The sequence below is a fragment of the Pseudomonas sp. URIL14HWK12:I6 genome (assembly GCF_000514195.1).
Lineage (GTDB): Bacteria > Pseudomonadota > Gammaproteobacteria > Pseudomonadales > Pseudomonadaceae > Aquipseudomonas > Aquipseudomonas putida_A.
The window spans coordinates 40,335-63,599 of the sequence record NZ_AZVL01000011.1; the positions used below are offsets into that span (position 1 = coordinate 40,335).

Sequence of the window (23,265 nt, forward strand, 5' to 3'; positions counted from 1 at the left end):
GATTACCTATCGCTTGAGTGCTGCAGGCGTTGTGACACACTGGTTGCTTTGCACAAACACCAAGGATGATTCATGTCGATGTTCACGGTCGCTGCAGCCCAGTCGCTCTCCATTGCCGGTGATCTGGCGGCGAACATCGCCCGTCATTTGCGCTTCATGGCCGTGGCGGCGGAGCAGGGCGTCGAGCTGCTGGTGTTCCCGGAGCTGTCGCTGACAGGCTACGAAGGCCAGATGGCCGCAGACCTGGCAATCGATCCGCAGGATGCTGTGCTGCAACCCTTGCGCGATTGCGCTCGCGAGCTGGGCCTCACCGCTGTCGTCGGTATGCCGATTCGCGATAGGGACAGTTCGAAGGTATTGATCGGCGCGCTGACAATAGGAGGGGATGGTTCTCTTGAGGTTTACAGCAAACAACATCTGCACAGTGGCGAAGAGCTTTTCTATGCCCCAGGTGCTGGTGGTTCGTCCTTGAGCATAGGCGGCGATACCGTAGCGCTGGCGGTCTGCGCTGATTTTTCCCATGCCAGTCACGCGGCAGCGGCCGCCGATCTTGGTGCCGACCTGTACGCAGCAGGCGTGCTGATCGGGGAAAAAGGCTACGGCGTGGATAGCGCGCTGCTGCAGGGCTATGCCCAAAACCACTCAATGGCGGTGCTGATGGCCAATCACGCCGGGCTCACGGGTGGATGGCAATCGGCGGGTCGCAGCGCGTTCTGGTCTGAAAGCGGGACGCTGGTGGTCGCGGCGCAAGGGCCGGGTGAAGTGTTGGTTATTGCCCGGCGTGATGCCGGCGCATGGCAGGGGCGGGTAGTACCCGTGGCGGTAGACCTGTGACCTGGGCATTGCGTCGTGCCGAATCGGCAGATCGGGCGTTTGCCCGAGAGCTGACGTGCCAGAATATGCTGCGCTATTACATTGACCACGATCTGCTGTGGCAGGACGAAGCGTTCGACGTTGCCTGGGATGGGCGGGACAACTGGCTGGTCCTTCTTGGTGAAGTTCCTGTGGGATTTTTCAGTCTCAGTCATGATCGCCGGGCCTTGTACATCCGCGAGCTGCAAATAGCCGAGGTCTCTCGCAGGCAAGGTGCAGGATCCTGGGCGATTGATCAGGTTGTCGCTTTGGCTCGCGGCGAAAAACTGTCAGCACTGCGTTTGACAGTATTCAAAAATAATCCGGCGCAAAGTCTGTATAAGAGAAAAGGCTTCAAGGTGTGCGGTGAGGACGAGTGTTTCCTGAGGATGGAGCTCGATTTCGGTACACTTGTGCTCTGAAACCCACGGCCGGCAAGCCTTCGATGATGAATTGAAACTTTTTAAATGATGCTTGCCGCTAGGTCTGTCTGGCACTTTTTGCTAAGGTGTCCGGCATCCCAATAAGACCATATCGCGAGGTGTCTGCTTGATTAGGGTGCTAGTGGTCGACGACCATGATCTCGTTCGTACAGGCATTACACGTATGCTGGCCGATATCGATGGCTTGCAGGTGGTTGGACAGGCCGAGTCCGGGGAAGAATCCCTGATCAAAGCCCGTGAGTTGAAACCCGATGTGGTCCTGATGGACGTAAAGATGCCCGGTATTGGTGGCCTCGAGGCCACGCGCAAGCTGTTGCGCAGCCACCCGGACATCAAGGTCGTCGCGGTGACCGTGTGCGAGGAAGATCCATTTCCTACGCGCCTGTTACAGGCTGGTGCCGCCGGCTACCTGACCAAGGGCGCTGGTTTGCCGGAAATGGTTCAGGCGATCCGTCTGGTGTTTGCCGGGCAGCGATACATCAGCCCGCAGATTGCCCAGCAACTGGCGATCAAATCGTTCCAGCCAACCAACGATTCCCCTTTCGACGCCTTGTCCGAGCGGGAAATCCAGATCGCGTTGATGATTGTCGGCTGCCAGAAGGTGCAGATCATCTCCGACAAACTCTGCTTGTCGCCGAAAACGGTGAACACATATCGCTACCGGATTTTCGAAAAGCTGTCGATCAGCAGTGACGTCGAGCTTACGTTGCTGGCTGTGCGCCACGGCATGGTGGATGCCAGCGCCTGATCATGACTGAAGTATTCGATTCCGGCGCCTTCCTGGCGACTGTCAGTGGGCGCCCCGGCGTCTATCGCATGTTCGACAGCGATGCGCGCCTGCTGTATGTCGGCAAGGCCAAGAACCTCAAGAAGCGCCTTGCCAGCTATTTTCGCAAGACCGGGCTGGCGCCAAAAACCGCTGCGCTGGTCGGGCGTATCGCGCAGGTCGAAACGACCATTACCGCCAACGAAACCGAGGCGTTGCTGCTTGAGCAGACGCTGATCAAAGAGTGGCGGCCGCCGTACAACATTCTGCTGCGCGACGATAAGTCCTATCCCTATGTCTTTCTGTCTGACGGCCAATTCCCACGTCTGAGCATCCACCGTGGCGCGAAGAAGGCCAAGGGCAAGTATTTCGGCCCGTACCCGAGCGCCGGGGCGATTCGCGAAAGCCTCAGCCTCTTGCAAAAGACCTTTTTCGTCCGTCAGTGCGAAGACAGCTATTACAAAAATCGCACGCGCCCGTGTCTTCAATATCAGATCAAGCGTTGCAAGGCGCCTTGTGTCGGTCTGGTCGAACCTGAGGTCTACGCCGAGGATGTACGCCATTCGGTGATGTTTCTCGAGGGGCGCAGTCATGCCCTGACCAATGAGCTGTCCACGGCAATGGAAGAGGCGGCAATCAATCTCGAATTCGAGCGCGCCGCCGAGTTGCGTGACCAGATTGCCTTGCTGCGCCGTGTTCAGGATCAGCAAAGCATGGAAGGTGGAACGGGCGACATCGATGTTATCGCAGCTTTCGTCAACCCGGGCGGCGCTTGCGTTCACTTGATCAGTGTGCGCGGCGGTCGGGTGTTGGGCAGCAAGAACTTCTTTCCGCAGGTGGGTATCGAGGAGGAGGTCGCTGAAGTCATGGCGGCGTTCCTCGGTCAGTACTACATCAGCAGTCCGGAGCGCGACCTGCCAGGCGAACTGATCGTCAACGTGGTTCCCGAAGACGCCACGGCTCTGATCGACGCCATCCACGAGCTGCGCGGTCGGGAGCTGAGCATCAGCCACCGGGTACGCGGCACGCGAGCTCGATGGCAGCAGTTGGCGGTCACCAATGCCGAGCAAGCGCTGGGCGCACGCCTGGCCAACCGGCAACACACGGCTGCGCGTTTCGATGCGCTGGCTGAAGTGCTGAACCTGGATGAGCCGCCGCAGCGTCTTGAGTGCTATGACATCAGTCACTCCAGTGGTGAGGCCACCGTCGCTTCCTGTGTCGTGTTCGGCCCGGAAGGCGCGATCAAATCCGACTATCGTCGTTACAACATTGAAGGCGTCACGGCGGGTGATGACTATGCAGCCATGCACCAGGCGTTGACCCGGCGCTTCAGCAAACTGAAGGACGGGGAGGGCAAGCTGCCGGACATTCTGTTGGTGGACGGCGGCAAAGGTCAGTTGTCGATGGCCCGCGACGTACTCAACGAGCTGGCGGTGCCGGATCTCATTCTTCTGGGTGTGGCCAAGGGTGCAACACGCAAGGCGGGCTTCGAAACTTTGTATCTCAATGATGCCGCGCATGAGTTCACGCTGCGTGGCGATTCCCCGGCGTTGCACCTGATCCAGCAGATTCGTGACGAGGCGCACCGCTTCGCAATCACCGGCCACCGTGCGCGGCGCGGCAAGACCCGCCGCACCTCGACGCTGGAAGGCGTTGCGGGTGTCGGGCCGACCCGACGTCGGGACTTGTTGAAACATTTTGGTGGATTGCAGGAGCTGTCTCGTGCAAGCATCGAAGAGATCGCCAAAGCACCGGGGATCAGTAAAAAGCTCGCAGAGTCGATTTATGCAAACCTGCATAGCGAGTAGAATGCCAACTCACCTCGTAGCCAGTTGTGCCGATGAATATCCCTAATCTGATTACCGTTCTCCGCGTCCTGCTCATCCCGATCTTCATTTTGCTGTTTTACCTGCCTTACCAGTGGAGCTATATGGCCTCCGCTTCGGTATTCGCCTTTGCGGCGGCAACTGATTGGCTGGATGGCTATCTGGCCCGCCGCCTTGAACAAAGCACGCCGTTCGGCGCGTTTCTCGATCCGGTTGCCGACAAGCTGATGGTGGCAGTCGCTTTGGTACTGCTGGTTCAGGAACACGGCAATTTGTGGCTGACACTTCCCGCAGCCGTCATCATCGGCCGCGAGATTGTCGTATCGGCCTTGCGTGAATGGATGGCCGAACTCGGTGCCCGCGCTCATGTAGCAGTGTCCAATCTCGGCAAGTGGAAAACCGCGGCGCAGATGCTGGCGCTGGTGATCCTGCTGGCCAATCCCCGCGATTTCAGCTTCTGGGTGCTGCTGGGTTATGCCTTGCTGATGATCTCGGCGGGCCTGACGTTGTGGTCGATGGTTCAATACCTGCGGGCCGCCTGGCCGCATCTGAAAACCGACGTTGAAAAGAAATAAAACTTTTTTGAATCAAAGGGTTGACGGGGCATCTGAAATCTATAGAATGCGCCACACCAAGCGGGAATAGCTCAGTTGGTAGAGCACGACCTTGCCAAGGTCGGGGTCGCGAGTTCGAGTCTCGTTTCCCGCTCCAAGTTTGTACGCGGTTGTTGTTGTGCTACTAAACAGCGATCGTTTGAGGCCGAGTAGCAAAATGGTTATGCAGCGGATTGCAAATCCGCCTACGCCGGTTCGATTCCGACCTCGGCCTCCACTATAAACAAGCTCCGTAGATCCATGATTTACGGAGCTTTTTTATTTTCAGTGCGCTGCAAGATTAAGTCTTGAAATCAGCCACTGTGAACTTGCTTCACCGGGACGTGATGTATATATTTCCCGCTCTGCTTCAAAGGCTCAACAGACAGATTCTCTGGTCGACTGATTTGAGCACTACAACAGCGCTACCGCCCGAATGGCGAAACTGGTAGACGCATGGGACTTAAAATCCCCCGCTCGTAAGGGCGTGCCGGTTCGATTCCGGCTTCGGGCACCATCTTAAATCAAGGGTTTGCGGGCGAAAGCTGAGGCAAACCCTTGTTTGTTTTCGGATTGCCATTTTTAACTGGCTCCTCGTCAATTTTTCCATCCCTTGTCGTTCCTGCGCACAGAGACCGTTGGTCACTTCTCGATGCAACCAATCCTGCAAGCGTCTACGTTTGTGGCTTGGTCGAAGATATCAAAAGTCATTGAATGAACATTTTAGCTTGACCCGATGGCGTTGATATCAGGATGGATCTTGATCATGGCGCGGTGCATCGCTCAGGCGATGGGCATTCAGACGACCTGTCTGTTACGCCAGCCCCGCCATTTTTGACGTGTTAAGGAGAACACCGATGGCAATCAATCAAGTGCACGCAGCAACCGATAAAACCGCTCTCGTCGAAGCCGAGGTGTACCGTTGGTACAATCTCTTCTTTCCGTGGTCGCGCGGTATGTCTTCCCAGTCGGAAGGCGCCATCAAGCCTCTGTACGATGCGTTGGCGAATGACTTCCGTGTGGTACTCACCGATGGACAGATCATGAGCCGGGCGGACTATTGGGAGCGACTTTGGGGCTTGTATGGCAAGCGTGCTGGAAGCCCTGAATCACACATCACCAACCTCTCGATCACAGCGCTTCCCGGGGACTGTTTCCTGGCCGTCTTCGACCTTGTCAAAGACGGCATTACCAAGAAGAAAGTCGATTCGGCGCTGATGCGCGTCGATCAGGCCTCGCCATCTGGAATTTCATGGGTTTATGTCCATGAAAGCGAGCACGAGAGGAGCCTGGCGTAAGTCACTTGAGTTCCACTCTCGCGGCTAAAAAGCCCGGATGTTTTTAACCTTGACGAAAAATCAGGCCCAGCCCCGCGCTGGGCTTTTTTGTATCTGCTGTTCGGCCAGAAAACAAAAAGCCCAGGCATACCCGGGCCAGTTGAGGGAACACATTCAGCACGAATCAACCTCTTTTGCAGCCTGGGCGTTTGATCGTTCCTTGCGCCTGCGCAGCCAGCTGAAGAATGCATGTACCGGGTGCAAAAACGCAGCCAGTACGCACAGTAGCATGATGGTGAAAATGGCAATCAGCGGGAGGCTTTCGTGCGAGAACATGGTGGGGTACTCCTGTAGGCACTATGTTGGAACCCGCAGGCTAGACGCATTGAGCCATGCTTGCGATGAACGTATGTTCATCCTCGGACGCTTGAACTGTGCTACGGAGGGCTCACCAAAATGATCGATTCCAGAGGTGCGCAAGTGCCGGCCTTCAGTAAAGGCCAGCGGTGGGCGTGGAGTGATTACGCAGGTGTGTTTTCAGCTGCGTTTCGGCAGCTTCCAGTTTGGGCGTATGAAATGGCAGGTGTAACCGTTCGGGATCCGCTCCAGGTAGTCCTGGTGCTCAGGTTCAGCTTCCCAGAAGGGACCCGCCGGTGCGATTTCGGTGACCACACGTCCCGGCCACAGCCCGGAAGCGTCGACATCCGCAGCAGTGTCTTCGGCGATGTCACGCTGTTGTTCGTTGAGATAATAAATCGCCGAACGATAGCTGGGGCCGAGATCGTTGCCTTGACGGTTGGGTGTACTCGGATCGTGGATCTGGAAGAAGAACTCGAGGATCTGCCGGTAGCTGATCACCGCCGGGTCGAAAACGATCTCGATGGCTTCAGCGTGGTTGCCGTGGTTGCGGTAGGTTGCGTTCGGTACATCGCCGCCGCTGTAGCCGACTCGCGTCTGCAACACGCCGGGATAACGCCGCAGCAGGTCCTGCATGCCCCAGAAGCAGCCCCCGGCGAGAATCGCGGTTTCGGTTTGTCCGGTCATGATTTTTTGCCTCTCGGTGACTGTGGATACGGTTCTGGTTATGAGGGCGCGTTGGCTATTTGCAAGCTTGCCTCAGGGCTACGGGCTGCTCGAACCGGAGTTTTCAACAAAAAGCCCTGACGATAAGGCCAGGGCATTGATGGGTTCGAGCGGTGAATTCGGGACAATTCACGTCGAGTGATGGACTTTAAACACGACATCAATCGGTTATACGAACGCTTGCCCGAAAAAGCCCCTTGGCAGGCGCTGCGGCCCGGCCAGCGCGGTCAGGCGTTCGATCCACTCCGAACGCCAGTTCGACGCACCATGATCAGCTTTGGTGTGGCGCGCTGCGCGGCGTGCGGCATTGCGCTGGGTCTTGCGTGCTTCTTTGTAGGCGTCTGTGTTGCGGCAGCTGCGGCATTTGACGCGATTGAGTTCCAGGCTTGAGGCAAGGTTGTCGCCCTTGTGACCACAAGCCAGATGTCCGTCTGTTTTGAAATGGATAACCATGAACCGTCTCCTGGGTGACGTGTACAGGTTTTGACCGCCCACACCTCGGGGCGTTCGGTACATCGGCCAGACGGTACGCCGGTTAGCTGTCGTTTATCGCGGTGCAGTCATCTGAAACGCGGCAGTGGCCGTTCGACCGGTTGTAGCGACGACAGGGTGCTGCGGATCAGCGGTGTGTCTTTTTCGATGTCGTTCAGTCGGTCGCGGATGCGCAGCGCAGTCGGATGGCCGCCTTGATGGTCGACCCAGTCGGCGATTTCCTTGCAGGCCGCGGCAAGTCGCGCCTGACGAGAGTCGAGCAAGGTGAGGAGGGTGGTGATGGACTCTTTTTCGGACATGGAACACCTCCGTTCAGACAAACCGTTGAGAGGCAGCAAAAAGCCCGCGGGCTGCGAGCTCTCTGCCGTTGGGGCGCTGGTCCGTCAGCTGCTTTGAGTATAGACCCCGCCTGTCAATTGCATCAGCCGGCCGATTGTCGCGCCGGCAGCGGCGAGCTGGCCGCATTGAGCCGTCGGCATTCGCGTCGGGCATCTTCCTCAAGATCGTAGCCGTCGCCGATGAAGCCGCCGGTGCGCGTGTCGTTGATCCGAAACCAACTGCTGGCCTCGGCGGGTTCATGCTTACTTTCCCCGGCGCGGCGGCCGTGAATGATGATCTTGTTGCAGCGCTTCACGACAAATATGTCTTCCATGGCGTCACCACAGCAAATAGGTGTCAGATTAACTATAGAAGCCTTGGCCAATCGTGCAAAAAATAGCCAGTCAGTTCGTCGGTTGCAGCCGCCACTCTGTGGCATGCCAATCCAGGTGGTGCGTCGGTTTCAACGCCTGTAGAAACTCAGTGTCGTGGGAAACCGCAAAAATTGCGCCGGGAAACGTCTGCAATGCCTGCTCGAAAGCCTGAACCGATGCCAGATCCAGATGATTGCTCGGCTCATCGAGCAGCAACAATTGCGCAGGTGTCTTGCCCCACAAGGCCACCGCCAGCGCGGCTTTCAAACGTTCTCCACCGCTCAGTGAAGCGCTCGCTCGAGTGACCCGCTGCGCGTCCAGTTGCAGATGCGCCAGATGGCTGCGCAATTCGCTCTCACTCAACGGGCTCTGCAGCGCGAGCAGTTGCTCGATGACGCTGAGACGATCATCCAGCAGCTTCAGATGCTGGTCCAGATAAGCCGCAGGAACATGGGTGATGCATTCGCCGCTGGCGGGATGCAGTTGACCTGCGAGCACTCTGAGCAAAGTCGATTTGCCGCAGCCATTCGGACCAATGACGGCGACGCGCACAGGACCGCTCAGCGTGAGATTGAACGGTTGCGCTGGCAGCCATGGCAGGCACGTATCAATCAACGAGCAGACTCTGCGCGCAGCAGGCACTGCGCTGCCGGGCAGGTTCATCAGCACCGCATCATCCGCGAGCACTTTGGCATAGGCATCGCGCACCCGTGCATCAAGCTCCGATTTGCGCTGCTGATGACCATGACGCACCTGGCCCATGATCTGCCTCGCCGCACCTTTGAGGCCGGCGCGTTCGAAGCCCGAGACGTTGGCGGTTTTGGCATTGCGCAGTGAGCGGGCGGCATGCCGCTGGATGGTGTCGTGCTCGTTTTGCAAGCGCTGCTGCTCGCGCCGGCGCTCGGTTCGGCTTTGATCCAGCGTGGCTTGCGCCGCCGCCTGATGGATCTGTCGTTGCTGCTGGTAAGCGGAAAAATTGCCGCCGTACACCGTAACACCCAGCGGCGTCAGCTCGACGATACGCTGCATGCGCTCAAGCAATTGCCGGTCGTGACTGACGACGATCAATCCGCCGCGCCAGCGTTCCAGTTCGCTCATCAACCAGTCGCGGCCGGGGCCGTCGAGATGGTTGGTCGGTTCATCCAGCACCAACAGATGCGCCGGATTCAGAAGCGCCCTGATCAACGCCAGCCGCGCTTGCTGGCCGCCGCTCAGCGGTTGGGTCAGATCCGTGGGAGCAATGTCCGGCAGACCGGCGTTATCCAGCGATTGGCGCAGACGTTCGGGCAGATCCCAGCGCTCGCTGACGATGTCGAAATCTTCTGCTGCCGCCTCGCCAGACTGCAGCCGTTGCAATGCGCGAAGGGCGGCGGCGGTGCCGGTGGCGTCGGCCACGGTCTGCCGCGCATCGGCGGTGAATGTTTGCGCCACATAAGCCAATGGAATCGAGCAGGTGACGCTGCCGGCAGTTGGTTGCAAGTGCCCGGCGATCAGCTTGGCCAGCACACTTTTACCGACTCCGTTGCGCCCGACGATGGCGGTGTGGGTGTGATCGAATTGCAGATTCAGGTCGTTGAAAATCGTCTCGCCATTAGCGAACTGAAAACTGGTTTGATTCAGGGAGACGAGGGCAGGCGTACGCGAGACGTGAGTCATCGGCACCTCCGAAAAATGTCGTGAAGACTGACAGGCGCTATTCAGCGCTTATCGCGATTACATTTTCAGAAGGCTGGATTGTTCACTGTCTGCGGTCGTCCTGAAGGGGGAAAGGTGGCTAGCCTAGATCACCCATCCAGCGCGATCAAGGCGCGTCCATCATTTGCTCGAGAAACATCGCCAGCGCCACTTCCTCGGAGCGCAAGCCCTTGCGCACCCGCGGGCGTGGCAGTTCAGCCAGCGCACCGAGCAGGAAGCGCTCAACCACGGCCGGATGGATGTAGCACTTGCGGCACACCGCCGGGGTGTTGCCCAGCTGTTTGGACACGCTCTTGACCATCTCCACCACATGCCGTTTCGCCTCGGCTTCCGACTCCCATTGCAGTTCGCGCAATACCGCCAGGGCCAGTGCGCTGCCGGCCCAGGTGCGGTAATCCTTGGCAGTGAAGTCGGCGCCGGTGAGGGTTTGCAGGTAGCTGTTGACGTCATGGGAACTGACGGTGTGCCGCTCGCCGTTTTCGTCCAGATACTGAAACAGATTCTGTCCGGGGATTTCCAGGCAGCGCTTGATGATGCGCGCCAGGCGACGATCCTTGACGGTGATCTGGTGTTCGATGCCGCTTTTGCCGCGAAACTGGAACAGGATCGCGCTGCCGTTGACCTCGACATGCCGGCTGCGCAGGGTGGTCAGGCCATAGGAGCGGTTGTCCCGCGCGTATTGGGTATTGCCGACACGAATCAATGTGGCGTCGAGCAGCGTGATGACCGTGGCCATGACTTTGTCGCGGCTGAAGCCGGGGGCGTCCAGCAGGGTTTCAAGCTGTTTGCGCAACTTCGGCAATGCCATGCCGAACTCACGCAAGCGCGAGTACTTGTCGGCATCGCGCACCTCGCGCCAGCGCGGGTGATAGCGATACTGCTTGCGGCCCCGAGCGTCGCGGCCAGTGGCTTGCAAATGGCCACGCGGATCGGCGCAGATCCAGACATCGGTGTAGGCCGGCGGCACTGCCAGCGAATTGATCCGTTTGATCTCATCAGGGTTGGTGATGCGCTGCCCGGCCGGATCGAAATAGGCGAACTTGCCACGCAGCTTTTTACGGGTGAGGCCGGGTTGGGTATCGTCGACGTAATGCAGGTCGGGCGGTAAGACGTCGGCTAGTGCGGTGTCGGGCATGGCGGTGTCCTTGGCGAATCGCTCTGTTACAGCGATTGACCGCGCGCCATGGCCGTCGTGCCAACCAATTCAGGCCAGCACGGCGACGGCCTTGATCTGCGCCCATAAATGCTGGCCCGGGTGGATGGCGAGCTGATCCCGGGAAAACCGCGTGATCCGCGCCAACAGCGGTGTGCCGCCGGCATCCAGACGAATCAGCACATGCGCGGCATTGTCCGCCGCCAGCTCGCTGACCACGGTCACCGGCAAGCGATTGAGGATGCTGCTGGCCTCGCTGTTGTGCAGGGCCAGACTGATGTCGCGGGCGTGCACCTTGCAGCGCAGGGCCTGACCGACCGCCATCGGCGCGTGAGTCACCCGGATGTTCATGGCAGTCGCCGGCAATTGCAGACTCAGCAACTGGTACTCGGCATCGTAGGCGCTGACCTGGCCTTCGATGATTACACCAGCGTCATCGCCCAACGCCATTGGCAGGTCAAGGCGCGCGAGGGTTTCGCCAATCGGGCCGCTGGCCAAGGCCTTGCCGTCGCTGAGCAGCACCAGATGATCGGCCAGGCGGGCGACCTCATCCTGCGCATGGCTGACGTACAGCACCGGGATGTCCAGCTCGTCGTGCAGACGTTGCAGGTATGGCAGGATTTCATTTTTACGCTGACTGTCGAGGGCGGCCAGCGGCTCATCCATCAGCAACAGTTTCGGGCTGGTCAACAGCGCGCGGGCGATGCCGACACGTTGGCGTTCGCCGCCGGACAGATGCTGCGGATGACGCTCCAGCAAATGACCGATGCCCAGCAGTTCGGTGGCTTGCGCCATGTCGACCCGGCGCTGGGCCTTGGCAATGCGCTTGAGACCGAACTGCAGGTTGGCCAGCACCGACAGATGCGGGAACAGGCTGGCTTCCTGGAACACGTAACCCAGCGCACGTTCGTGCGGCGGGACAAAAATCCGCCGTTCGCTGTCCTGCCAGACTTCGTCGTTGATCTGGATGAAACCCTGCTCGGCTCGCTCAAGCCCGGCGATACAGCGCAGGCAAGTGGTTTTGCCCGACCCGGAATGACCATACAGCGCAGTCACGCCACGCCCCGGCAAGTGCAGATCGACATCCAGGCTGAAACCCGAATAAGCGATTTTCAGACGTGCATCAATCATCGATCAGCTCCAACCCGCGCGGGTCTTGCGGCTGGAGTAGAGCGCCAGCAACACCAGAAACGAAAACACCAGCATCGCCCCGGCCAGCCAATGGGCCTGGGCATATTCCATCGCCTCGACATGGTCATAGATCTGCACCGAGACCACGCGGGTTTTGTCGGGAATGTTGCCGCCGATCATCAGCACCACGCCGAATTCACCGACGGTATGCGCGAACCCGAGGATCGCCGCCGTCACGAAACCGGGGCGGGCCAAAGGCAGGATCACGCTGAAAAAAGTGTCCCAGGGATTGGCGCGCAAGGTTGCGGCCACTTCCAGTGGGCGGGTGCCGATGGCGGAGAACGCGTTCTGCAACGGTTGCACCACAAACGGCATGGAATAGATCACCGAACCGATCACCAGTCCGGTAAAACTGAAGGTCAGAGTGCCCAGACCCAGCCATTGCGTGAAGTGACCGAGAAAGCCATTGGGCCCCATCGCCAGCAGCAGATAAAAGCCGATCACGGTCGGCGGCAGTACGAGGGGCAGGGCGACGATTGCGCCGATGGGGCCACGCAGCCAGGAACGGCTGCGCGACAACCACAGGGCAATCGGCGTGCCGACGACCAGCAGGATAGCGGTGGTCAGGGACGCCAGTTTCAGGGTCAGCCAGATCGCCGCGAAGTCGGCACTCGTCAGCGACATTTAGAGTTGGTAACCGTAGGACTTGATCACCGCAGCGGCTTTCGGACCCTTGAGGTATTCAACCAGCGCTTTGGCGGCGGCGCTGTCCTTGCCTTTGTTGAGAATCACCGCGTCCTGTTTGATCGGGTCGTGCATGCTTGCTGGAACGATCCACGCCGAACCGCTGGTGACCTTGCCGTCCTTGTAGATCTGCGACAGTGCGACAAAACCCAGTTCGGCGTTGCCGGTGGACACAAACTGGTAGGCCTGGGTGATGTTCTGGCCTTCGACGATCTTCGCCTTGGTCGCCTCAGTCAGATTGAGTTTTTCCAGCACTTGAGTAGCGGCCAGACCGTATGGCGCGGCTTTCGGATTGGCGATGGACAGGTGCTGGTATTCATTCTTCTTCAGGACTTCACCTTTGGCGTCGACATAACCATCTTTCGCCGACCACAGGGCCAGGGTGCCGATGGCGTAGGTGAAGCGCGAACCCTTGACGGTGTCGCCTTCTTTTTCCAGTTTTTCCGGCGTGGTGTCGTCTGCCGAGAGGAACACTTCAAACGGCGCGCCGTTTTTGATCTGGGTATAGAACTGACCGGTGGCACCGTAGGCGGCGACCAGTTTGTGCCCGGTGTCTTTTTCGAAGTCGGCAGCAATGGCCTGGATCGGCGCGGTGAAGTTGGCGGCAACGGCCACCTGCACTTCATCAGCCTGAGCGGTACCGAAGGCGAATACCGAAAGCAGGGTGGCCAAGCAGGTTGGGGCAAAACGTGGGGCACGAATGGTCATGTAACAGCTCCGTTATGGGCGAGTGCAGAGGGCAGTTATTGTTGGAGGTGGACTGCACCGATGCGAAGGGTGGAACGCTATATAGCGAAATATATAGCGAAATGCCGCTAAACAGGAAGTGCTGGTGAACACAGGGTGAGGTGGTGCCATGTCTCACCCTGCGCCGGATCAGCGGCGGAGCAGTTTTGCCAGAGCGCCATCCGCCAGTTGCCGGGTCAGATCAGCGCTGTTCAGCTCTTCGCCCAATGGGAACGCCTGACCGGCCCAGAGGTTGCTGAACTGCGCTTCACTTTTGGCACGCAACGGTATCAGCGCCCCGCCGGCCAGCGGGAAGGCCGGGGCTTTCGGTGACATCGGGCTGATTTCGCGCATCACCCGATTGAGAATGCCGCGAGCCGGGCGGCCGGTGAACAGGTTGGTAATCGCGGTTTCGCTTTCCTTGGCGCTGCGCAGCGCCTGGTGATGCGAGGCGCTGACTTTCGCTTCCGGGGTGAACAAATACGCGGTGCCGACCTGCACCGCTGACGCACCGAGTACCAATGCTGCGGCCACACCGCGCGCATCGGCAATGGCGCCGGCAGCGATCACCGGCACCTTGACCGCATCGACGATCTGCGGCACCAGCGCAAAGGTGCCGACCTGACTGCTCAAATCATCGCTGAGAAACATCCCGCGATGCCCGCCAGCCTCGTAACCCATGGCGATGATCGCGTCGCAACCGTTTTGCTCAAGCCACATCGCTTCATCGACAGTGGTGGCGGACGAGAGGATTTTCGCGCCAGTGGCCTTGACCCGATCCAGCAGGGATTTTTCCGGCAGACCAAAGTGAAAGCTCACCACCTCAGGACGAAACTCTTCGAGCACGGCGCACGCTGCCGCATCGAATGGCGCGCGGTTGGAAACCGGTGTCGGTGCGTCGAAATCGACGCCCAATTCGCGGTAGTAAGGCTCCAGCAGGTTTTTCCAGTCTTGCGCGCGCTGTTCATCGGCGGCCGGTGGCTGGTGGCAGAAGAAATTGACGTTGAACGGTTTGCGGGTGTGCTCGCGAATGGTCTTCAGCTCTTCGCGCAACTGCTCGATGCTCAGCATTGCGGCAGGCATCGAACCCAAGCCGCCGGCGTTGCACACGGCGATCACCATTGCCGAAGTCGTGGCGCCGGCCATCGGGGCCTGAATGATCGGCAGCTCGATGCCGAGCAGGTCAAGAATGCGAGTGTCAGGCCATTGGCTCATGAAAGCGGTTCTCCGAACGATGAAACGGGGCAGGGACGGCAGAGCCGGTTTTTTAACAGCAAAACCGGACTCGGGGCCAGTCTGAATTTTCAATGCAGCCATCAGCGGCGATGAAAACCGCCGCCCCCGCCGCCCCCAAATGAGCGGTTCATGACTTGCGAGGAGTTGTGAAAGTTGTTGGTGCGCTGGTTGCCGAAGTTGCGCGCAGCAGACTCGCGATTGAGGTTCTGCAGTTGCGCATTGTTGTTGACCGGCGCCGTGCGGGCCGGGCTGCCCTTGACCATCGATTGCCAGCCGTTGTCGGTTTTCTTGTAGACGTTGCCGTCGCGCCCGGCATAGACGTTGTCGCCAATCCGTGCGGCGCCGCCGTTGCGGCCTTTCACGCCGGCATACTGCGTGGTCTTGTCGGTGTTGGGGTTGTACACCGCGCCACGATTGGCGGTGACCTGGGTGCCGGTGCGAGCATTACCTGCGGTGACCCGGCCACCGGCGATGGCGCCACCATTCGGCCCGACCACTTCACCGCTGCGTCCAGCCGCGTAGTTGCCGGTGTAGGCGTTGTGCACCGCGCCGCGTTGGCCTGCTGCCGCAATGCCGGTGCGCGAGTTATAGGACGAGCCAACCTGACCGGCCCAGCGATTGCCGGTCCAGGCGTTGTATCCGGCGCCATAGCGACTCACCGTCGCGCGATCCCCCCACTGACGATAAATGTTGCCGGTGGTGCCTGCCCAGCCACCGGGCCCCCAGGCAACAGCACCGCCACGATAGCCATAAGCGGCGCCGCCCCAGGCCAGTGGCGCGGGGTACAGGCGCGGGCCCCAGGCGTAACCCCAGCCATAATTGCCCCACCATGGATAAGCGCCCCAGCCCCAACCCATCGCCACGGTGTTGCCGCCCCAGCTCCAGCCGAAGCCGAAACCGAAGGTCCAGCCAGTCCACGGCGTATAGCGCATGGCGACGCCGAAACCGTAGGTCACCGGTGGCCCATACCAGACGCTGCCGACCCACGGCGTGTACGGATAACCGGTGCCGTAGACCACCACGCCGGTGGCCGGATCCAGATTCGACCCTTGATAACCCGGGGTATAGCCGACCACCACGGTGTCCCCGCTGGATTCATAGACTTTGACGTAGGTGAGGTAATGCATCGGTGAACTCGGCGGGATCGAATAGATCACCGCCGGCACCGAACTGGCGACGCTCCATGGTCCGTTCACCGAGGTGGCGCTGAACCAGATACCGTTTTCCACCGCATACCAGTTGTCGTTGTCGACACGAATAATCGGCGTCGCGCTGTTGACCACGTACTGCAGGGATGTGCTGTTGATTGCCTTCAACTGTGGCTCGCCATCGAACTGCGGTGCGGTCATTTTCACTGCGCTTTTCTTGATCGCCGAGGTTTGCGGGATGGTCGCCGCGATCGCGGCTTCCTTGGCCTGTGGCGTGCCGGCGACCGAGGCCTTGACGTTCTCTTTCGGGCTGTCGTCCGGGATGTTGGCGAAATCTGCCGGCAGTTTGTCCGCTGGGGTAAACGTCCATTGGCCGCGCATGTCGGCAGCGCGAAACCAGCGCCCGGAGATCAGCACGTAACTGTTCTGGTCACCGATTTCCTTGAAGATGTGCCCGGTGGTGTTGCTCACGTAGAGCAGGCTGGTGCCCTGAATCGGTAGCCACTGCGGCGCGCCGTCGGTGACGATCAGCTCAGTGGGCGTGGTGGCGATGAAGATTTTCGGCTGCGGCGGTCTGGCCAGATTTGGCACCTTGTCTTTCGGATCACTCTGCCCGGTCAGCAGATCGACCTGACGGCTCTGGATCGCCGCCTGTTTGGCCTTCTCCAGATCGGCTGGCGGTGTGGTCAGACGGGTATATTCGCCGCTGAGGCTGTCAGCGACCATCCAGCCATCGAACACGTGCAGGTAGTGCTTGCCCTCAGCGTCCTTGAGCAATAGCGGGCGGGTGTTGATCACCCGTTGCAGCGCGGTGCCATCGACCGCCCGGTACACGACGTCGCCATCGATGTAGACGAGCAGCGCCGGGACGTCGGAACTGATGATCGTCGGCGGGGTGTTTTCCAGCGGCGCGCTGTCGGCTTTCTGCTCGGCCGACAGCACGCCGACGGCGGCTTCAAGTTGATCGAGGGAGATGGTTTTCTTGCGACTTTCGGCATCTTTCTGCAGCGCGCCGAGCCAGACGTCGGCCTGACTGGCGTCGGCAGGGAAGTCGGCCTTGATGATCTTGTATTGATCCAGTGCGACCCAGCGCGTGGCCTTGTCGACCAGCGTGTGCGCGCTGAACTGGACGATGCCGAAGGTGGGTTTGCCGTCGGCGCCGGTGGCTTCGACGGCAGCCCGGGCATTGAGGGTGTAGCCATCCCAGCTGTCGAGTTGCGGCTGGTACACGGTCAGTTTGGCCTTGCCGCTGGTGATCACTTGCGGCCACGTCGGCGCGCTCGGGGCAGCGTCGGCAGCAGCAGGTTTGCTGGCGGTAGCCGGGGCCGCCCAAGTGTTGCCAACCGTCAGCAGGCACAGCATCAGTATTGCAAGCAACGAGCGCGGGTAAGACATTGTCAGCTCCATCGACAGGGCCGCTTTCAGCAGGATGGCAGCGAAAGCACGACCGTCGAAAAAGCATAGCCGCCCGCTTCACAATTACCGGGCGGATTCGCGAATTGGCGCAAAGTCGGGTGGGGCAATGTGTTGCTTTGTGTTATTTCAGGGCACGAGGATTTGAATCCATTGATTGAGAGGCAGCCATGTTCAACGGCATTTTGATCGACAAAGACGACAGCGGTTATCACGCCAGCCTGCAGCAGATCAGCGAAGCGCAGTTGCCTGAAGGCGACGTGACGGTGAAGGTCGCCTACAGCACGCTGAACTTCAAGGACGGACTGGCGATTACTGGCAGCAGCCCGGTGGTGCGCAAGTTTCCGATGGTGCCGGGGATCGACTTGGCGGGCACGGTCGAGGTCAGTTCGCATCCCGATTACCAGGTCGGTGATCAGGTGCTGCTCAACGGCTGGGGCGTGGGCGAGAGTCACTGGGGCGGGCTGGCGCAAAAGGCGCGGCTCAATGGCGACTGGCTGATTCCGTTGCCCAAAGGCTTTACCGCGGCGCAAGCCATGGCCATCGGTACCGCCGGCTACACGGCGATGCTGTGCATTCTGGCGCTGGAGCGTAACGGCGTGTCCCCGGATCAGGGCGAAGTGCTGGTGACTGGCGCCAATGGCGGAGTGGGCAGTTTCGCCATCGCCTTGCTCAGCAAACTCGGTTATCGCGTGGTGGCGTCCACGGGCCGGGTGTCCGAGCATGAGTACCTGAAACAACTGGGCGCCAGTGAGATCATCGACCGCGCAACCTTGTCCGAGCCGGGCAGACCGTTGGCCAAGGAACGTTGGGCCGGGGTGATCGATTCGGTCGGCAGTCACACCCTGGCCAACGCTTGCGCCAGTACCCGCGCCGAGGGCACCGTCGCTGCCTGCGGTCTGGCTCAGGGCATGGATTTTCCGGCGTCGGTGGCGCCGTTCATTCTGCGCGGTGTGACCCTGGCCGGAATCAACAGCGTGACCCAGCCCAAGGCACGGCGGATCGAGGCCTGGGCGCGTCTGGCCAAGGATCTGGACTTCGCCCTGTTGCCAGTGATCAGTCACGAAATCGCCCTGAGCGAGGCCATCGATGCGGCACCTGAGCTGCTTGCCGGACAGCTTCGCGGCAGGGTTGTGGTCGACGTCAATCGCTGACAGAGTAGGCGTCATTGCGGCCCTGTGTGGCCGCACTTCTATACAGGGAGCCGCAATTTCGATGGATTTGAAACGACAGCAAATCGACGCCTTCACCGTTGCTGGCCTGCAGGTTCGCACCACCAACGCCGCAGAGCACCAACCCGAAACCGCGAAAATCGGCCCGATGTGGGGCCGGTTTTTCGGCGAGGAGTTGGCCGAATCCATTCCCGGCAAGTCAGCCAATTCGCCGATTTATGGCGTGTATTCGGCTTACGAGTCGGATGCTTCGGGTGCGTTTGACGTTACCGCTGGCGTTGCCGTGAATGCTTCAGTCAAAGACTTTGAGTCCGTGCGGATCGAAGGGGGCGAGTATCTGGTGTTCGAAGCGCAGGGGCCGTTGCCTGATGCGGTCATCTCGATTTGGGGAAAGATCTGGGACTTCTTTGCAGCCAATCCGCAGATTCAGCGCCGTTACGCTACCGACTTCGAGGCCTACACCGGCCCCGAGTCCGTGTCGGTCTACATCGGCGTGCGCTAAGACTGGGTTTCGCGTTCCAGCAACTGGCGCTTACGCTCTACGCCCCAGCGATACCCCGACAGATTGCCATCGCTGCGCACCACGCGATGGCAGGGGATTGCTACAGCCAGACGGTTGGCGCCGCAGGCTTGCGCCACGGCGCGCATGGAGGTCGGCGCGCCAATGCGCTGAGCGATTTCGGCGTAACTGGCGGTGCGACCCACTGGAATCTCCCGCAACGCCTGCCACACCCGTTCCTGGAACGCTGTGCCACGCACATCCAGTGGCAAGTCGAGGCCCAGCGCTGGCGCTTCGATGAAACCCACCACTTTGGCAATCAACTGCTCGAAGCCGGCATCGGCGCCAATCAGGTTGGCCTGACGGAACTGATCCTGCAGATCGCACACCAGTTGGTGCGGATCGTCGCCCAACAGAATCGCGCACACGCCGCGCTCACTCTGCGCCACCAGAATCGCCCCGAGCGAACATTGGCCAACGGCAAAATGAATGTCGTTGTTGCGTCCAGCCGCGCGGTAGTCGCCGGGTTTCATGCCCAGCACCTTGTCGGCTGCCTCATAAAAGCGGCTGTTGGAATTGAAACCCGCGTCGTACAGCGCATCGGTCACCGTGCCGCCATCCGCGAGCCGTTCACGCACCCGGCGCGAACGATGCGCCGCCGCGTAACCCTTTGGTGTCAGGCCGGTTGCGGCCTTGAACACCCGATGAAAATGGAAAGGGCTGAGGCCGGCGACCTCGGCGAGTTCATTGAGTGCGGGCACTGTTTCACTCGACTCGATCTGCCGACAGGCCGTCGCCACGGTCGCGGCGTGCTGACTGGCGACGTCAGTCTGATCCTTGCTTGTGCGTTTGCTTGGGCGGTAGCCCGCCGCTTCGGCAGCTTCGGCGCTGTCGAAAAATTCGACATTTTGCGGTTTGGGCAAACGTGAAAGGCTGCTGGGGCGGCAGTAGATGCCGGTGGTTTTCACCGCATAGACAAACTGCCCGTCGGCCTGTGGGTCCCGTGCAACGACAGCGGCCCAGCGTGGATCGGTTTCAACGTTGATGAGGGGTGAAAGCTTTTTCATGGCGAGTAGTCCGTTGACCTGTTTGATTCAGGTTAACCAGCGGCAATGTTGGTAACACTCCGGGCCTTGCGGTCAAACTTTTCAGATCACCCGGCGACACGCAAGGTCAGGTTGATCCGGCGTTCGCCCAACTGCGGATGCCGCCCGGGTTTGATCGGCAGCACGCCGTGAAAGCGCAAGCGATCAACCCCGCCCCAGATCACCATGTCGCCATGCAGCAGAGGAATGCGCTGGCTTTTGTCGCTACGGGCAAAACCACCGAACAGGAACATCGCCGGCAACCCCAATGACAGCGAAACGATCGGCGCCGCGTAGGCATTTTCGTCTTTGTCCTGATGCAAAGACATTTTCGCGCCGGGGACATATTGGTTGATCAGGCAGGAGTCTGGATGAAAGTCGGCAAATCCTGCGTTCTGTGCTGCTGTTTGCGCCAGCTCCGATAGCACTTCAGGCATCGCTGGCCAAGGCTGGCCACTCAGCGGGTCGACGGTGCTGTAGCGATAACCGCTACGGTCGGTGATCCAGCCCAGGGTTCCGCAACTGCTGGTGCCCACCGACATGCTGAAACCGCCCGGGGTCATCATGTGGCGCAACGGTGCTACGGCGAGAATGGCTTCCAGCGCGGGCAACAGTTGATCAATCACCGGCAGGGCGAAGCCGCGCAACACCCACGATTGTTCGCCGATCTGCTCGGCGCGGGGTTGTTGCTCGGGTTCGTGGTCGGCGAACAGGTCGAAGGTGGTCGGGTGCATGGCGTTCATGATGCGTCGTGGAAGATGATGCCCAGAGTATGCCGATTTCCGCTGTGCAGGCGACTGACGCCGTGACGCATGGTCACTCGATAATCGCCGCGTGTGCCGCTGACCGGGCGCTGGTTGACCGCGAATATAACCGCGTCACCCTTGTGCAGAGCCACAACGTGCGGGCGCGACTGCATGCGTGGACGCTGCTCGGTCAGGACGAACTCGCCACCGGTAAAATCCTCTCCGGGCTGCGACAGAAGAATCGCCACTTGCAGTGGGAAAACCAGTTCTCCGTACAGATCCTGATGCAGGCAGTTGTAGTCCTGCGGACCGTATTGCAACAGCAAGGGTGTCGGCCGCAGCTGGCCGGCAGCCTGACAGCGCTGCACAAACTCGGAATGGGTTGCGGGAAAGCGTACAGGCACATTCATGCGTTCGTACCAGCGGTTGGCAAGCGGCACCAGGCGCGGGTAAAACGCAGTGCGCAGACGTTCGATGGCTGTCGGCAGGGGATAGCTGAAGTACTTGTATTCCCCGCGACCGAAACCGTGGCGGGCCATGATGACCTGCGAACGAAACGGTTCGGTCTGCGAATACAGGGCGCTCAAGCGTTCACAGGTTTGCGCCGACAGCAACGAGCGGACGATGGCATAGCCATATTGATCCAGATGCTGTTCGAGGCTTGCCCAATCGAGCGCATCCAGCCGAGACGGGGACATTGACATGCTGACTCCTGAACCCTTTGGTCGAGGCTGTCAGTCTGGGCAAATACCGGCGGCAGAACACTCCGCCGCTTGCGGTCGAATCCCGTAATGTGGTGTTACAGGGCTTTGCTCACGGCGATGTCGCTGATCACGTCTTCGGTGGTGCCATGGATGGCGTCCAGTGCGGCCTTGGCCTCTTCGACGGTGCCGTTTTCCAGTTGCGCGAACTCGAAACGGCGTTCACCGTTGAGCTTGTATTTGATGACGTATTTGGTCGTTTGGGCCACGGTCGTGCTTACCTTTGCGTTAGGGGCGACTCAGCTCAGTTTGGAGCTGGAGCGGCGGATGATCTTGATCGAGTGGGTCAGGGTCGGCTTGCGCGTGACGCTGATGGCGCGACGGTTGACGGTGTCGATGGTGATGTTCCAGAAACCGGTGCTCGGCGCGGTGATGCGTGCAGGAAACGTGTCGAAAGCGCCGCCGTGGTAGGTGTGGCGGCCGCCGTTCTTGAACGCGCGGAAGTTGGCGTCGTTCATCAAGCGGATGTTGCAGGTTTGCGAGCATTGGATGACGACGATGTCGTCCTCGTTGAGGTGCTCGCGCTGGTGAATGAATTTCATGGGCGCCTCCAGAAGGGCTTTTTCTACTAAATCAAAACGATAGCATGTGCGATTGGCGCAGTTTATCAGCCCGAACGGGTTATTATCCCGCCGTCGAGCGCTGCTTTGACAATTAAAAACAGTTATTCGCGATTCCATGCGGGTTTAATGGAGTAAGCCTCGGAGAAAAATGGCATTACTGCTGTCCGAGGGTCTTTATGGGAGGTATTTGTATGAAGTGGGGTGTGGTGTGTCTGCCGTTGATGTTGGTCGTGGGTGGTTGCGCGAGTGTTTCCGAAATCAACGAAACCTTGCCCACCATGAGCGTGATTTCCGGCAAGAAACCCCATGAGTATGCTCAGTGCCTGGCCGACAAGCTTGCCAACAGCCGCGGCGCGCTGCAGATGCAGCCGCACAAGGATGGCGTGCGAGTGATTGTTCCCGGGAAATTTTCCACCGGCGCGGCTGCGGTGTTTGATATCGAAGACCGTTCCGGCGGCAGCAGCATCAAGCTGCATGAGCGGATGTCCAATGTGCCGGTTCGTCCCCGTGACGTGCAAAACGCCGCCAATGCCTGTATTTCCGGCTGATAGAATAGCGTCCATCAGCACCGATGCCGTCACAGTCCTGCTGTGACGGCATTTTCATTTCTGGAGTCGCGCATGAAGCGAGAGCAAGTACGGGAACGGCATGCAGAGGGCCTTATCTCTGCCACGCATGTTATTCAAAATCCGGCGAACTCGGGCGAGTGGATCGTGTTTTTCAAGAAGAGCGCCGGTCGCAGCTATTTTCTGGTGGACGATAACGACGAGGTCGAATCCTTCGCCCGGCTCGACGACCTGATCGAGATCGTGCGCGGGCTTGGGATCAAGTTCGCCGAGATCCACATGTAGGGTCTATTTGCAGACCACCACCACGCTGCGGTTCTTGTAGTTGCCGACGTCGACCCCCAGGGTTTTGTCACTCTCCTTGGGCGCCGGCGTGCCGTCGGTACCGACGATGCGATAGCCGGTGCCGGCGCAGGAGGCGTCAGCCTTCTCGTAGCAGGTGGCCCAGGAGTTGGCTTCCCCGGAGCAGTCGATGCTCAAGCCCTGTTCGCCGTTGTTCAGGTAGGTGGTTTCCGAGGTGGCACAGCCACCGAGGGCCAATACCGCGATCAGCGGCAGCATTCTGTTCATGTTCATAAGTGTGTCGTCTTCAGCGAGGGAGGG

The 23,265-nt window shown here is 59.8% G+C and carries 28 protein-coding genes and 3 tRNA genes; 13 read left to right on the forward strand and 18 right to left on the reverse strand.

From position 1 onward, the window contains the following. Window positions 1–72: 72 nt before the first annotated feature. The 9 genes from H043_RS0115855 to H043_RS0115895 all read left to right on the forward strand — a co-directional run bounded on the left by H043_RS0115855 (window position 73) and on the right by H043_RS0115895 (window position 5,778). Window positions 73–834 (forward strand): carbon-nitrogen hydrolase family protein, encoded by a 762-nt coding sequence (locus H043_RS0115855; protein ID WP_027612672.1) that lies wholly within the window; start codon window positions 73–75, stop codon window positions 832–834. Continuing rightward, complete coding sequence (locus tag H043_RS0115860; RefSeq protein WP_027612673.1) at window positions 831–1,274, forward strand: GNAT family N-acetyltransferase; 444 nt, start codon at window positions 831–833, stop codon at window positions 1,272–1,274. The genes H043_RS0115855 and H043_RS0115860 overlap by 4 nt, the downstream gene beginning before the upstream one ends. 127 nt (window positions 1,275–1,401) lie before the next feature. Continuing rightward, complete coding sequence (gene uvrY / locus H043_RS0115865; RefSeq protein WP_024012761.1) at window positions 1,402–2,043, forward strand: UvrY/SirA/GacA family response regulator transcription factor; 642 nt, start codon at window positions 1,402–1,404, stop codon at window positions 2,041–2,043. Window positions 2,044–2,045: 2 nt separating this feature from the next. Then, a complete protein-coding gene (uvrC, locus tag H043_RS0115870; protein ID WP_027612674.1) occupies window positions 2,046–3,869 on the forward strand; it encodes an excinuclease ABC subunit UvrC in 1,824 nt (607 codons plus the stop codon). Window positions 3,870–3,901: 32 nt separating this feature from the next. After that, window positions 3,902–4,462 carry a CDP-diacylglycerol--glycerol-3-phosphate 3-phosphatidyltransferase gene (pgsA, locus tag H043_RS0115875; RefSeq protein WP_003225417.1) on the forward strand — a complete coding sequence of 187 codons (561 nt, stop codon included), beginning with the start codon at window positions 3,902–3,904 and terminating at the stop codon, window positions 4,460–4,462. A 60-nt stretch (window positions 4,463–4,522) separates the two neighbouring features. Then, window positions 4,523–4,598: transfer RNA gene (locus tag H043_RS0115880), tRNA-Gly, on the forward strand. A gap of 46 nt (window positions 4,599–4,644) precedes the next feature. Continuing rightward, a tRNA-Cys gene (locus H043_RS0115885) sits at window positions 4,645–4,718 on the forward strand. Window positions 4,719–4,910: 192 nt separating this feature from the next. Then, window positions 4,911–4,997: transfer RNA gene (locus H043_RS0115890), tRNA-Leu, on the forward strand. Window positions 4,998–5,337: 340 nt separating this feature from the next. Beyond that, window positions 5,338–5,778: a hypothetical protein gene (locus H043_RS0115895; protein ID WP_027612675.1), complete on the forward strand. Its 441-nt coding sequence runs from the start codon at window positions 5,338–5,340 to the stop codon at window positions 5,776–5,778. A gap of 153 nt (window positions 5,779–5,931) precedes the next feature. On the opposite strand, the gene H043_RS30435 is transcribed toward H043_RS0115895, so the two are convergent. The 12 genes from H043_RS30435 to H043_RS0115955 all read right to left on the reverse strand — a co-directional run bounded on the left by H043_RS30435 (window position 5,932) and on the right by H043_RS0115955 (window position 17,252). Beyond that, window positions 5,932–6,093: a hypothetical protein gene (locus H043_RS30435; RefSeq protein WP_177325636.1), complete on the reverse strand. Its 162-nt coding sequence runs from the start codon at window positions 6,091–6,093 to the stop codon at window positions 5,932–5,934. A gap of 201 nt (window positions 6,094–6,294) precedes the next feature. After that, on the reverse strand, window positions 6,295–6,801 hold the full coding sequence (gene msrA / locus H043_RS0115905; protein ID WP_027612676.1) for a peptide-methionine (S)-S-oxide reductase MsrA: 507 nt from the start codon (window positions 6,799–6,801) through the stop codon (window positions 6,295–6,297). A gap of 207 nt (window positions 6,802–7,008) precedes the next feature. After that, on the reverse strand, window positions 7,009–7,293 hold the full coding sequence (locus H043_RS0115910) for a hypothetical protein (RefSeq protein WP_027612677.1): 285 nt from the start codon (window positions 7,291–7,293) through the stop codon (window positions 7,009–7,011). Window positions 7,294–7,400: 107 nt separating this feature from the next. Next, on the reverse strand, window positions 7,401–7,631 hold the full coding sequence (locus H043_RS0115915; RefSeq protein WP_007964939.1) for a hypothetical protein: 231 nt from the start codon (window positions 7,629–7,631) through the stop codon (window positions 7,401–7,403). Window positions 7,632–7,753: 122 nt separating this feature from the next. Then, window positions 7,754–7,984, reverse strand: coding sequence for a hypothetical protein (locus H043_RS0115920; protein WP_027612678.1), 231 nt, complete (start codon window positions 7,982–7,984; stop codon window positions 7,754–7,756). A gap of 70 nt (window positions 7,985–8,054) precedes the next feature. Next, window positions 8,055–9,680 (reverse strand): ABC-F family ATP-binding cassette domain-containing protein, encoded by a 1,626-nt coding sequence (locus H043_RS0115925; RefSeq protein WP_027612679.1) that lies wholly within the window; start codon window positions 9,678–9,680, stop codon window positions 8,055–8,057. 145 nt (window positions 9,681–9,825) lie between these two features. Further along, a complete protein-coding gene (locus tag H043_RS0115930; protein WP_027612680.1) occupies window positions 9,826–10,854 on the reverse strand; it encodes a DNA topoisomerase IB in 1,029 nt (342 codons plus the stop codon). 69 nt (window positions 10,855–10,923) lie between these two features. Next, window positions 10,924–12,003, reverse strand: coding sequence for a molybdenum ABC transporter ATP-binding protein (gene modC, locus H043_RS0115935; RefSeq protein WP_027612681.1), 1,080 nt, complete (start codon window positions 12,001–12,003; stop codon window positions 10,924–10,926). A 3-nt stretch (window positions 12,004–12,006) separates the two neighbouring features. Then, entirely contained in the window at window positions 12,007–12,687 is a 681-nt protein-coding gene (modB, locus tag H043_RS0115940) for a molybdate ABC transporter permease subunit (RefSeq protein WP_003225407.1), read from the reverse strand. Next, window positions 12,688–13,455, reverse strand: coding sequence for a molybdate ABC transporter substrate-binding protein (gene modA, locus H043_RS0115945; RefSeq protein ID WP_027612682.1), 768 nt, complete (start codon window positions 13,453–13,455; stop codon window positions 12,688–12,690). A 168-nt stretch (window positions 13,456–13,623) separates the two neighbouring features. Next, entirely contained in the window at window positions 13,624–14,688 is a 1,065-nt protein-coding gene (locus H043_RS0115950) for a nitronate monooxygenase family protein (protein ID WP_027612683.1), read from the reverse strand. A gap of 101 nt (window positions 14,689–14,789) precedes the next feature. After that, complete coding sequence (locus H043_RS0115955) at window positions 14,790–17,252, reverse strand: hypothetical protein (RefSeq protein ID WP_027612684.1); 2,463 nt, start codon at window positions 17,250–17,252, stop codon at window positions 14,790–14,792. 188 nt (window positions 17,253–17,440) lie between these two features. On the opposite strand from H043_RS0115955, the gene H043_RS0115960 reads away from it, so the two are divergent. Both H043_RS0115960 and H043_RS0115965 read left to right on the forward strand, forming a co-directional pair. Next, window positions 17,441–18,424, forward strand: a complete 984-nt coding sequence (locus H043_RS0115960) for an MDR family oxidoreductase (RefSeq protein ID WP_027612685.1) — start codon at window positions 17,441–17,443, stop codon at window positions 18,422–18,424. A 61-nt stretch (window positions 18,425–18,485) separates the two neighbouring features. Continuing rightward, on the forward strand, window positions 18,486–18,944 hold the full coding sequence (locus tag H043_RS0115965; RefSeq protein WP_027612686.1) for a GyrI-like domain-containing protein: 459 nt from the start codon (window positions 18,486–18,488) through the stop codon (window positions 18,942–18,944). Here H043_RS0115965 and ada read toward each other — a convergent pair. From ada to H043_RS0115990, 5 genes are all read right to left on the reverse strand, one after another. After that, a complete protein-coding gene (gene ada / locus H043_RS0115970; protein ID WP_027612687.1) occupies window positions 18,941–20,008 on the reverse strand; it encodes a bifunctional DNA-binding transcriptional regulator/O6-methylguanine-DNA methyltransferase Ada in 1,068 nt (355 codons plus the stop codon). The genes H043_RS0115965 and ada overlap by 4 nt on opposite strands. Before the next feature lie 86 nt (window positions 20,009–20,094). Then, window positions 20,095–20,760: a DNA oxidative demethylase AlkB gene (gene alkB, locus H043_RS0115975; protein WP_027612688.1), complete on the reverse strand. Its 666-nt coding sequence runs from the start codon at window positions 20,758–20,760 to the stop codon at window positions 20,095–20,097. A gap of 5 nt (window positions 20,761–20,765) precedes the next feature. Continuing rightward, a complete protein-coding gene (locus H043_RS0115980) occupies window positions 20,766–21,476 on the reverse strand; it encodes a 2OG-Fe(II) oxygenase (protein ID WP_027612689.1) in 711 nt (236 codons plus the stop codon). A 95-nt stretch (window positions 21,477–21,571) separates the two neighbouring features. Next, window positions 21,572–21,742, reverse strand: a complete 171-nt coding sequence (locus H043_RS30440) for a hypothetical protein (protein ID WP_096796544.1) — start codon at window positions 21,740–21,742, stop codon at window positions 21,572–21,574. Between the two features lie 30 nt (window positions 21,743–21,772). Continuing rightward, the gene (locus H043_RS0115990; RefSeq protein ID WP_024164475.1) at window positions 21,773–22,075 is read right to left on the reverse strand and encodes a DUF1883 domain-containing protein; all 303 of its coding nucleotides are present in this window, start codon (window positions 22,073–22,075) and stop codon (window positions 21,773–21,775) included. Window positions 22,076–22,287: 212 nt separating this feature from the next. On the opposite strand from H043_RS0115990, the gene H043_RS0115995 reads away from it, so the two are divergent. Together H043_RS0115995 and H043_RS0116000 are read left to right on the forward strand one after the other, a co-directional pair. After that, window positions 22,288–22,644: a hypothetical protein gene (locus H043_RS0115995; RefSeq protein WP_027612690.1), complete on the forward strand. Its 357-nt coding sequence runs from the start codon at window positions 22,288–22,290 to the stop codon at window positions 22,642–22,644. Window positions 22,645–22,716: 72 nt separating this feature from the next. After that, entirely contained in the window at window positions 22,717–22,947 is a 231-nt protein-coding gene (locus H043_RS0116000) for a hypothetical protein (protein WP_027612691.1), read from the forward strand. Between the two features lie 3 nt (window positions 22,948–22,950). Here the strand turns inward: H043_RS0116000 and H043_RS0116005 are convergent, their stop codons facing one another. After that, window positions 22,951–23,238, reverse strand: coding sequence for a hypothetical protein (locus tag H043_RS0116005; RefSeq protein ID WP_007964655.1), 288 nt, complete (start codon window positions 23,236–23,238; stop codon window positions 22,951–22,953). Between the last annotated feature and the right edge of the window lie 27 nt (window positions 23,239–23,265).

Excerpts from the sequence above, each read along its gene's own strand:
- H043_RS0115965 (WP_027612686.1), top strand. The coding sequence starts at position 18,486 with ATGGATTTGAAACGACAGCAAATCGACGCCTTCACCGTTGCTGGCCTG.
- H043_RS0115920 (WP_027612678.1), bottom strand. The coding sequence starts at position 7,984 with ATGGAAGACATATTTGTCGTGAAGCGCTGCAACAAGATCATCATTCAC.
- H043_RS0115910 (WP_027612677.1), bottom strand. The coding sequence starts at position 7,293 with ATGGTTATCCATTTCAAAACAGACGGACATCTGGCTTGTGGTCACAAG.
- ada (WP_027612687.1), bottom strand. The coding sequence starts at position 20,008 with ATGAAAAAGCTTTCACCCCTCATCAACGTTGAAACCGATCCACGCTGG.
- modB (WP_003225407.1), bottom strand. The coding sequence starts at position 12,687 with ATGTCGCTGACGAGTGCCGACTTCGCGGCGATCTGGCTGACCCTGAAA.
- modA (WP_027612682.1), bottom strand. The coding sequence starts at position 13,455 with ATGACCATTCGTGCCCCACGTTTTGCCCCAACCTGCTTGGCCACCCTG.
- H043_RS0115930 (WP_027612680.1), bottom strand. The coding sequence starts at position 10,854 with ATGCCCGACACCGCACTAGCCGACGTCTTACCGCCCGACCTGCATTAC.
- H043_RS0115895 (WP_027612675.1), top strand. The coding sequence starts at position 5,338 with ATGGCAATCAATCAAGTGCACGCAGCAACCGATAAAACCGCTCTCGTC.
- H043_RS0116000 (WP_027612691.1), top strand. The coding sequence starts at position 22,717 with ATGAAGCGAGAGCAAGTACGGGAACGGCATGCAGAGGGCCTTATCTCT.
- alkB (WP_027612688.1), bottom strand. The coding sequence starts at position 20,760 with ATGCACCCGACCACCTTCGACCTGTTCGCCGACCACGAACCCGAGCAA.
- uvrC (WP_027612674.1), top strand. The coding sequence starts at position 2,046 with ATGACTGAAGTATTCGATTCCGGCGCCTTCCTGGCGACTGTCAGTGGG.
- H043_RS0115955 (WP_027612684.1), bottom strand. The coding sequence starts at position 17,252 with ATGTCTTACCCGCGCTCGTTGCTTGCAATACTGATGCTGTGCCTGCTG.
- H043_RS0115855 (WP_027612672.1), top strand. The coding sequence starts at position 73 with ATGTCGATGTTCACGGTCGCTGCAGCCCAGTCGCTCTCCATTGCCGGT.
- H043_RS0115960 (WP_027612685.1), top strand. The coding sequence starts at position 17,441 with ATGTTCAACGGCATTTTGATCGACAAAGACGACAGCGGTTATCACGCC.
- H043_RS0115980 (WP_027612689.1), bottom strand. The coding sequence starts at position 21,476 with ATGTCAATGTCCCCGTCTCGGCTGGATGCGCTCGATTGGGCAAGCCTC.
- H043_RS0115995 (WP_027612690.1), top strand. The coding sequence starts at position 22,288 with ATGAAGTGGGGTGTGGTGTGTCTGCCGTTGATGTTGGTCGTGGGTGGT.
- H043_RS30435 (WP_177325636.1), bottom strand. The coding sequence starts at position 6,093 with ATGTTCTCGCACGAAAGCCTCCCGCTGATTGCCATTTTCACCATCATG.
- H043_RS0116005 (WP_007964655.1), bottom strand. The coding sequence starts at position 23,238 with ATGAACATGAACAGAATGCTGCCGCTGATCGCGGTATTGGCCCTCGGT.
- modC (WP_027612681.1), bottom strand. The coding sequence starts at position 12,003 with ATGATTGATGCACGTCTGAAAATCGCTTATTCGGGTTTCAGCCTGGAT.
- msrA (WP_027612676.1), bottom strand. The coding sequence starts at position 6,801 with ATGACCGGACAAACCGAAACCGCGATTCTCGCCGGGGGCTGCTTCTGG.
- H043_RS0115925 (WP_027612679.1), bottom strand. The coding sequence starts at position 9,680 with ATGACTCACGTCTCGCGTACGCCTGCCCTCGTCTCCCTGAATCAAACC.
- H043_RS0115950 (WP_027612683.1), bottom strand. The coding sequence starts at position 14,688 with ATGAGCCAATGGCCTGACACTCGCATTCTTGACCTGCTCGGCATCGAG.
- H043_RS0115915 (WP_007964939.1), bottom strand. The coding sequence starts at position 7,631 with ATGTCCGAAAAAGAGTCCATCACCACCCTCCTCACCTTGCTCGACTCT.
- pgsA (WP_003225417.1), top strand. The coding sequence starts at position 3,902 with ATGAATATCCCTAATCTGATTACCGTTCTCCGCGTCCTGCTCATCCCG.
- H043_RS0115990 (WP_024164475.1), bottom strand. The coding sequence starts at position 22,075 with ATGAAATTCATTCACCAGCGCGAGCACCTCAACGAGGACGACATCGTC.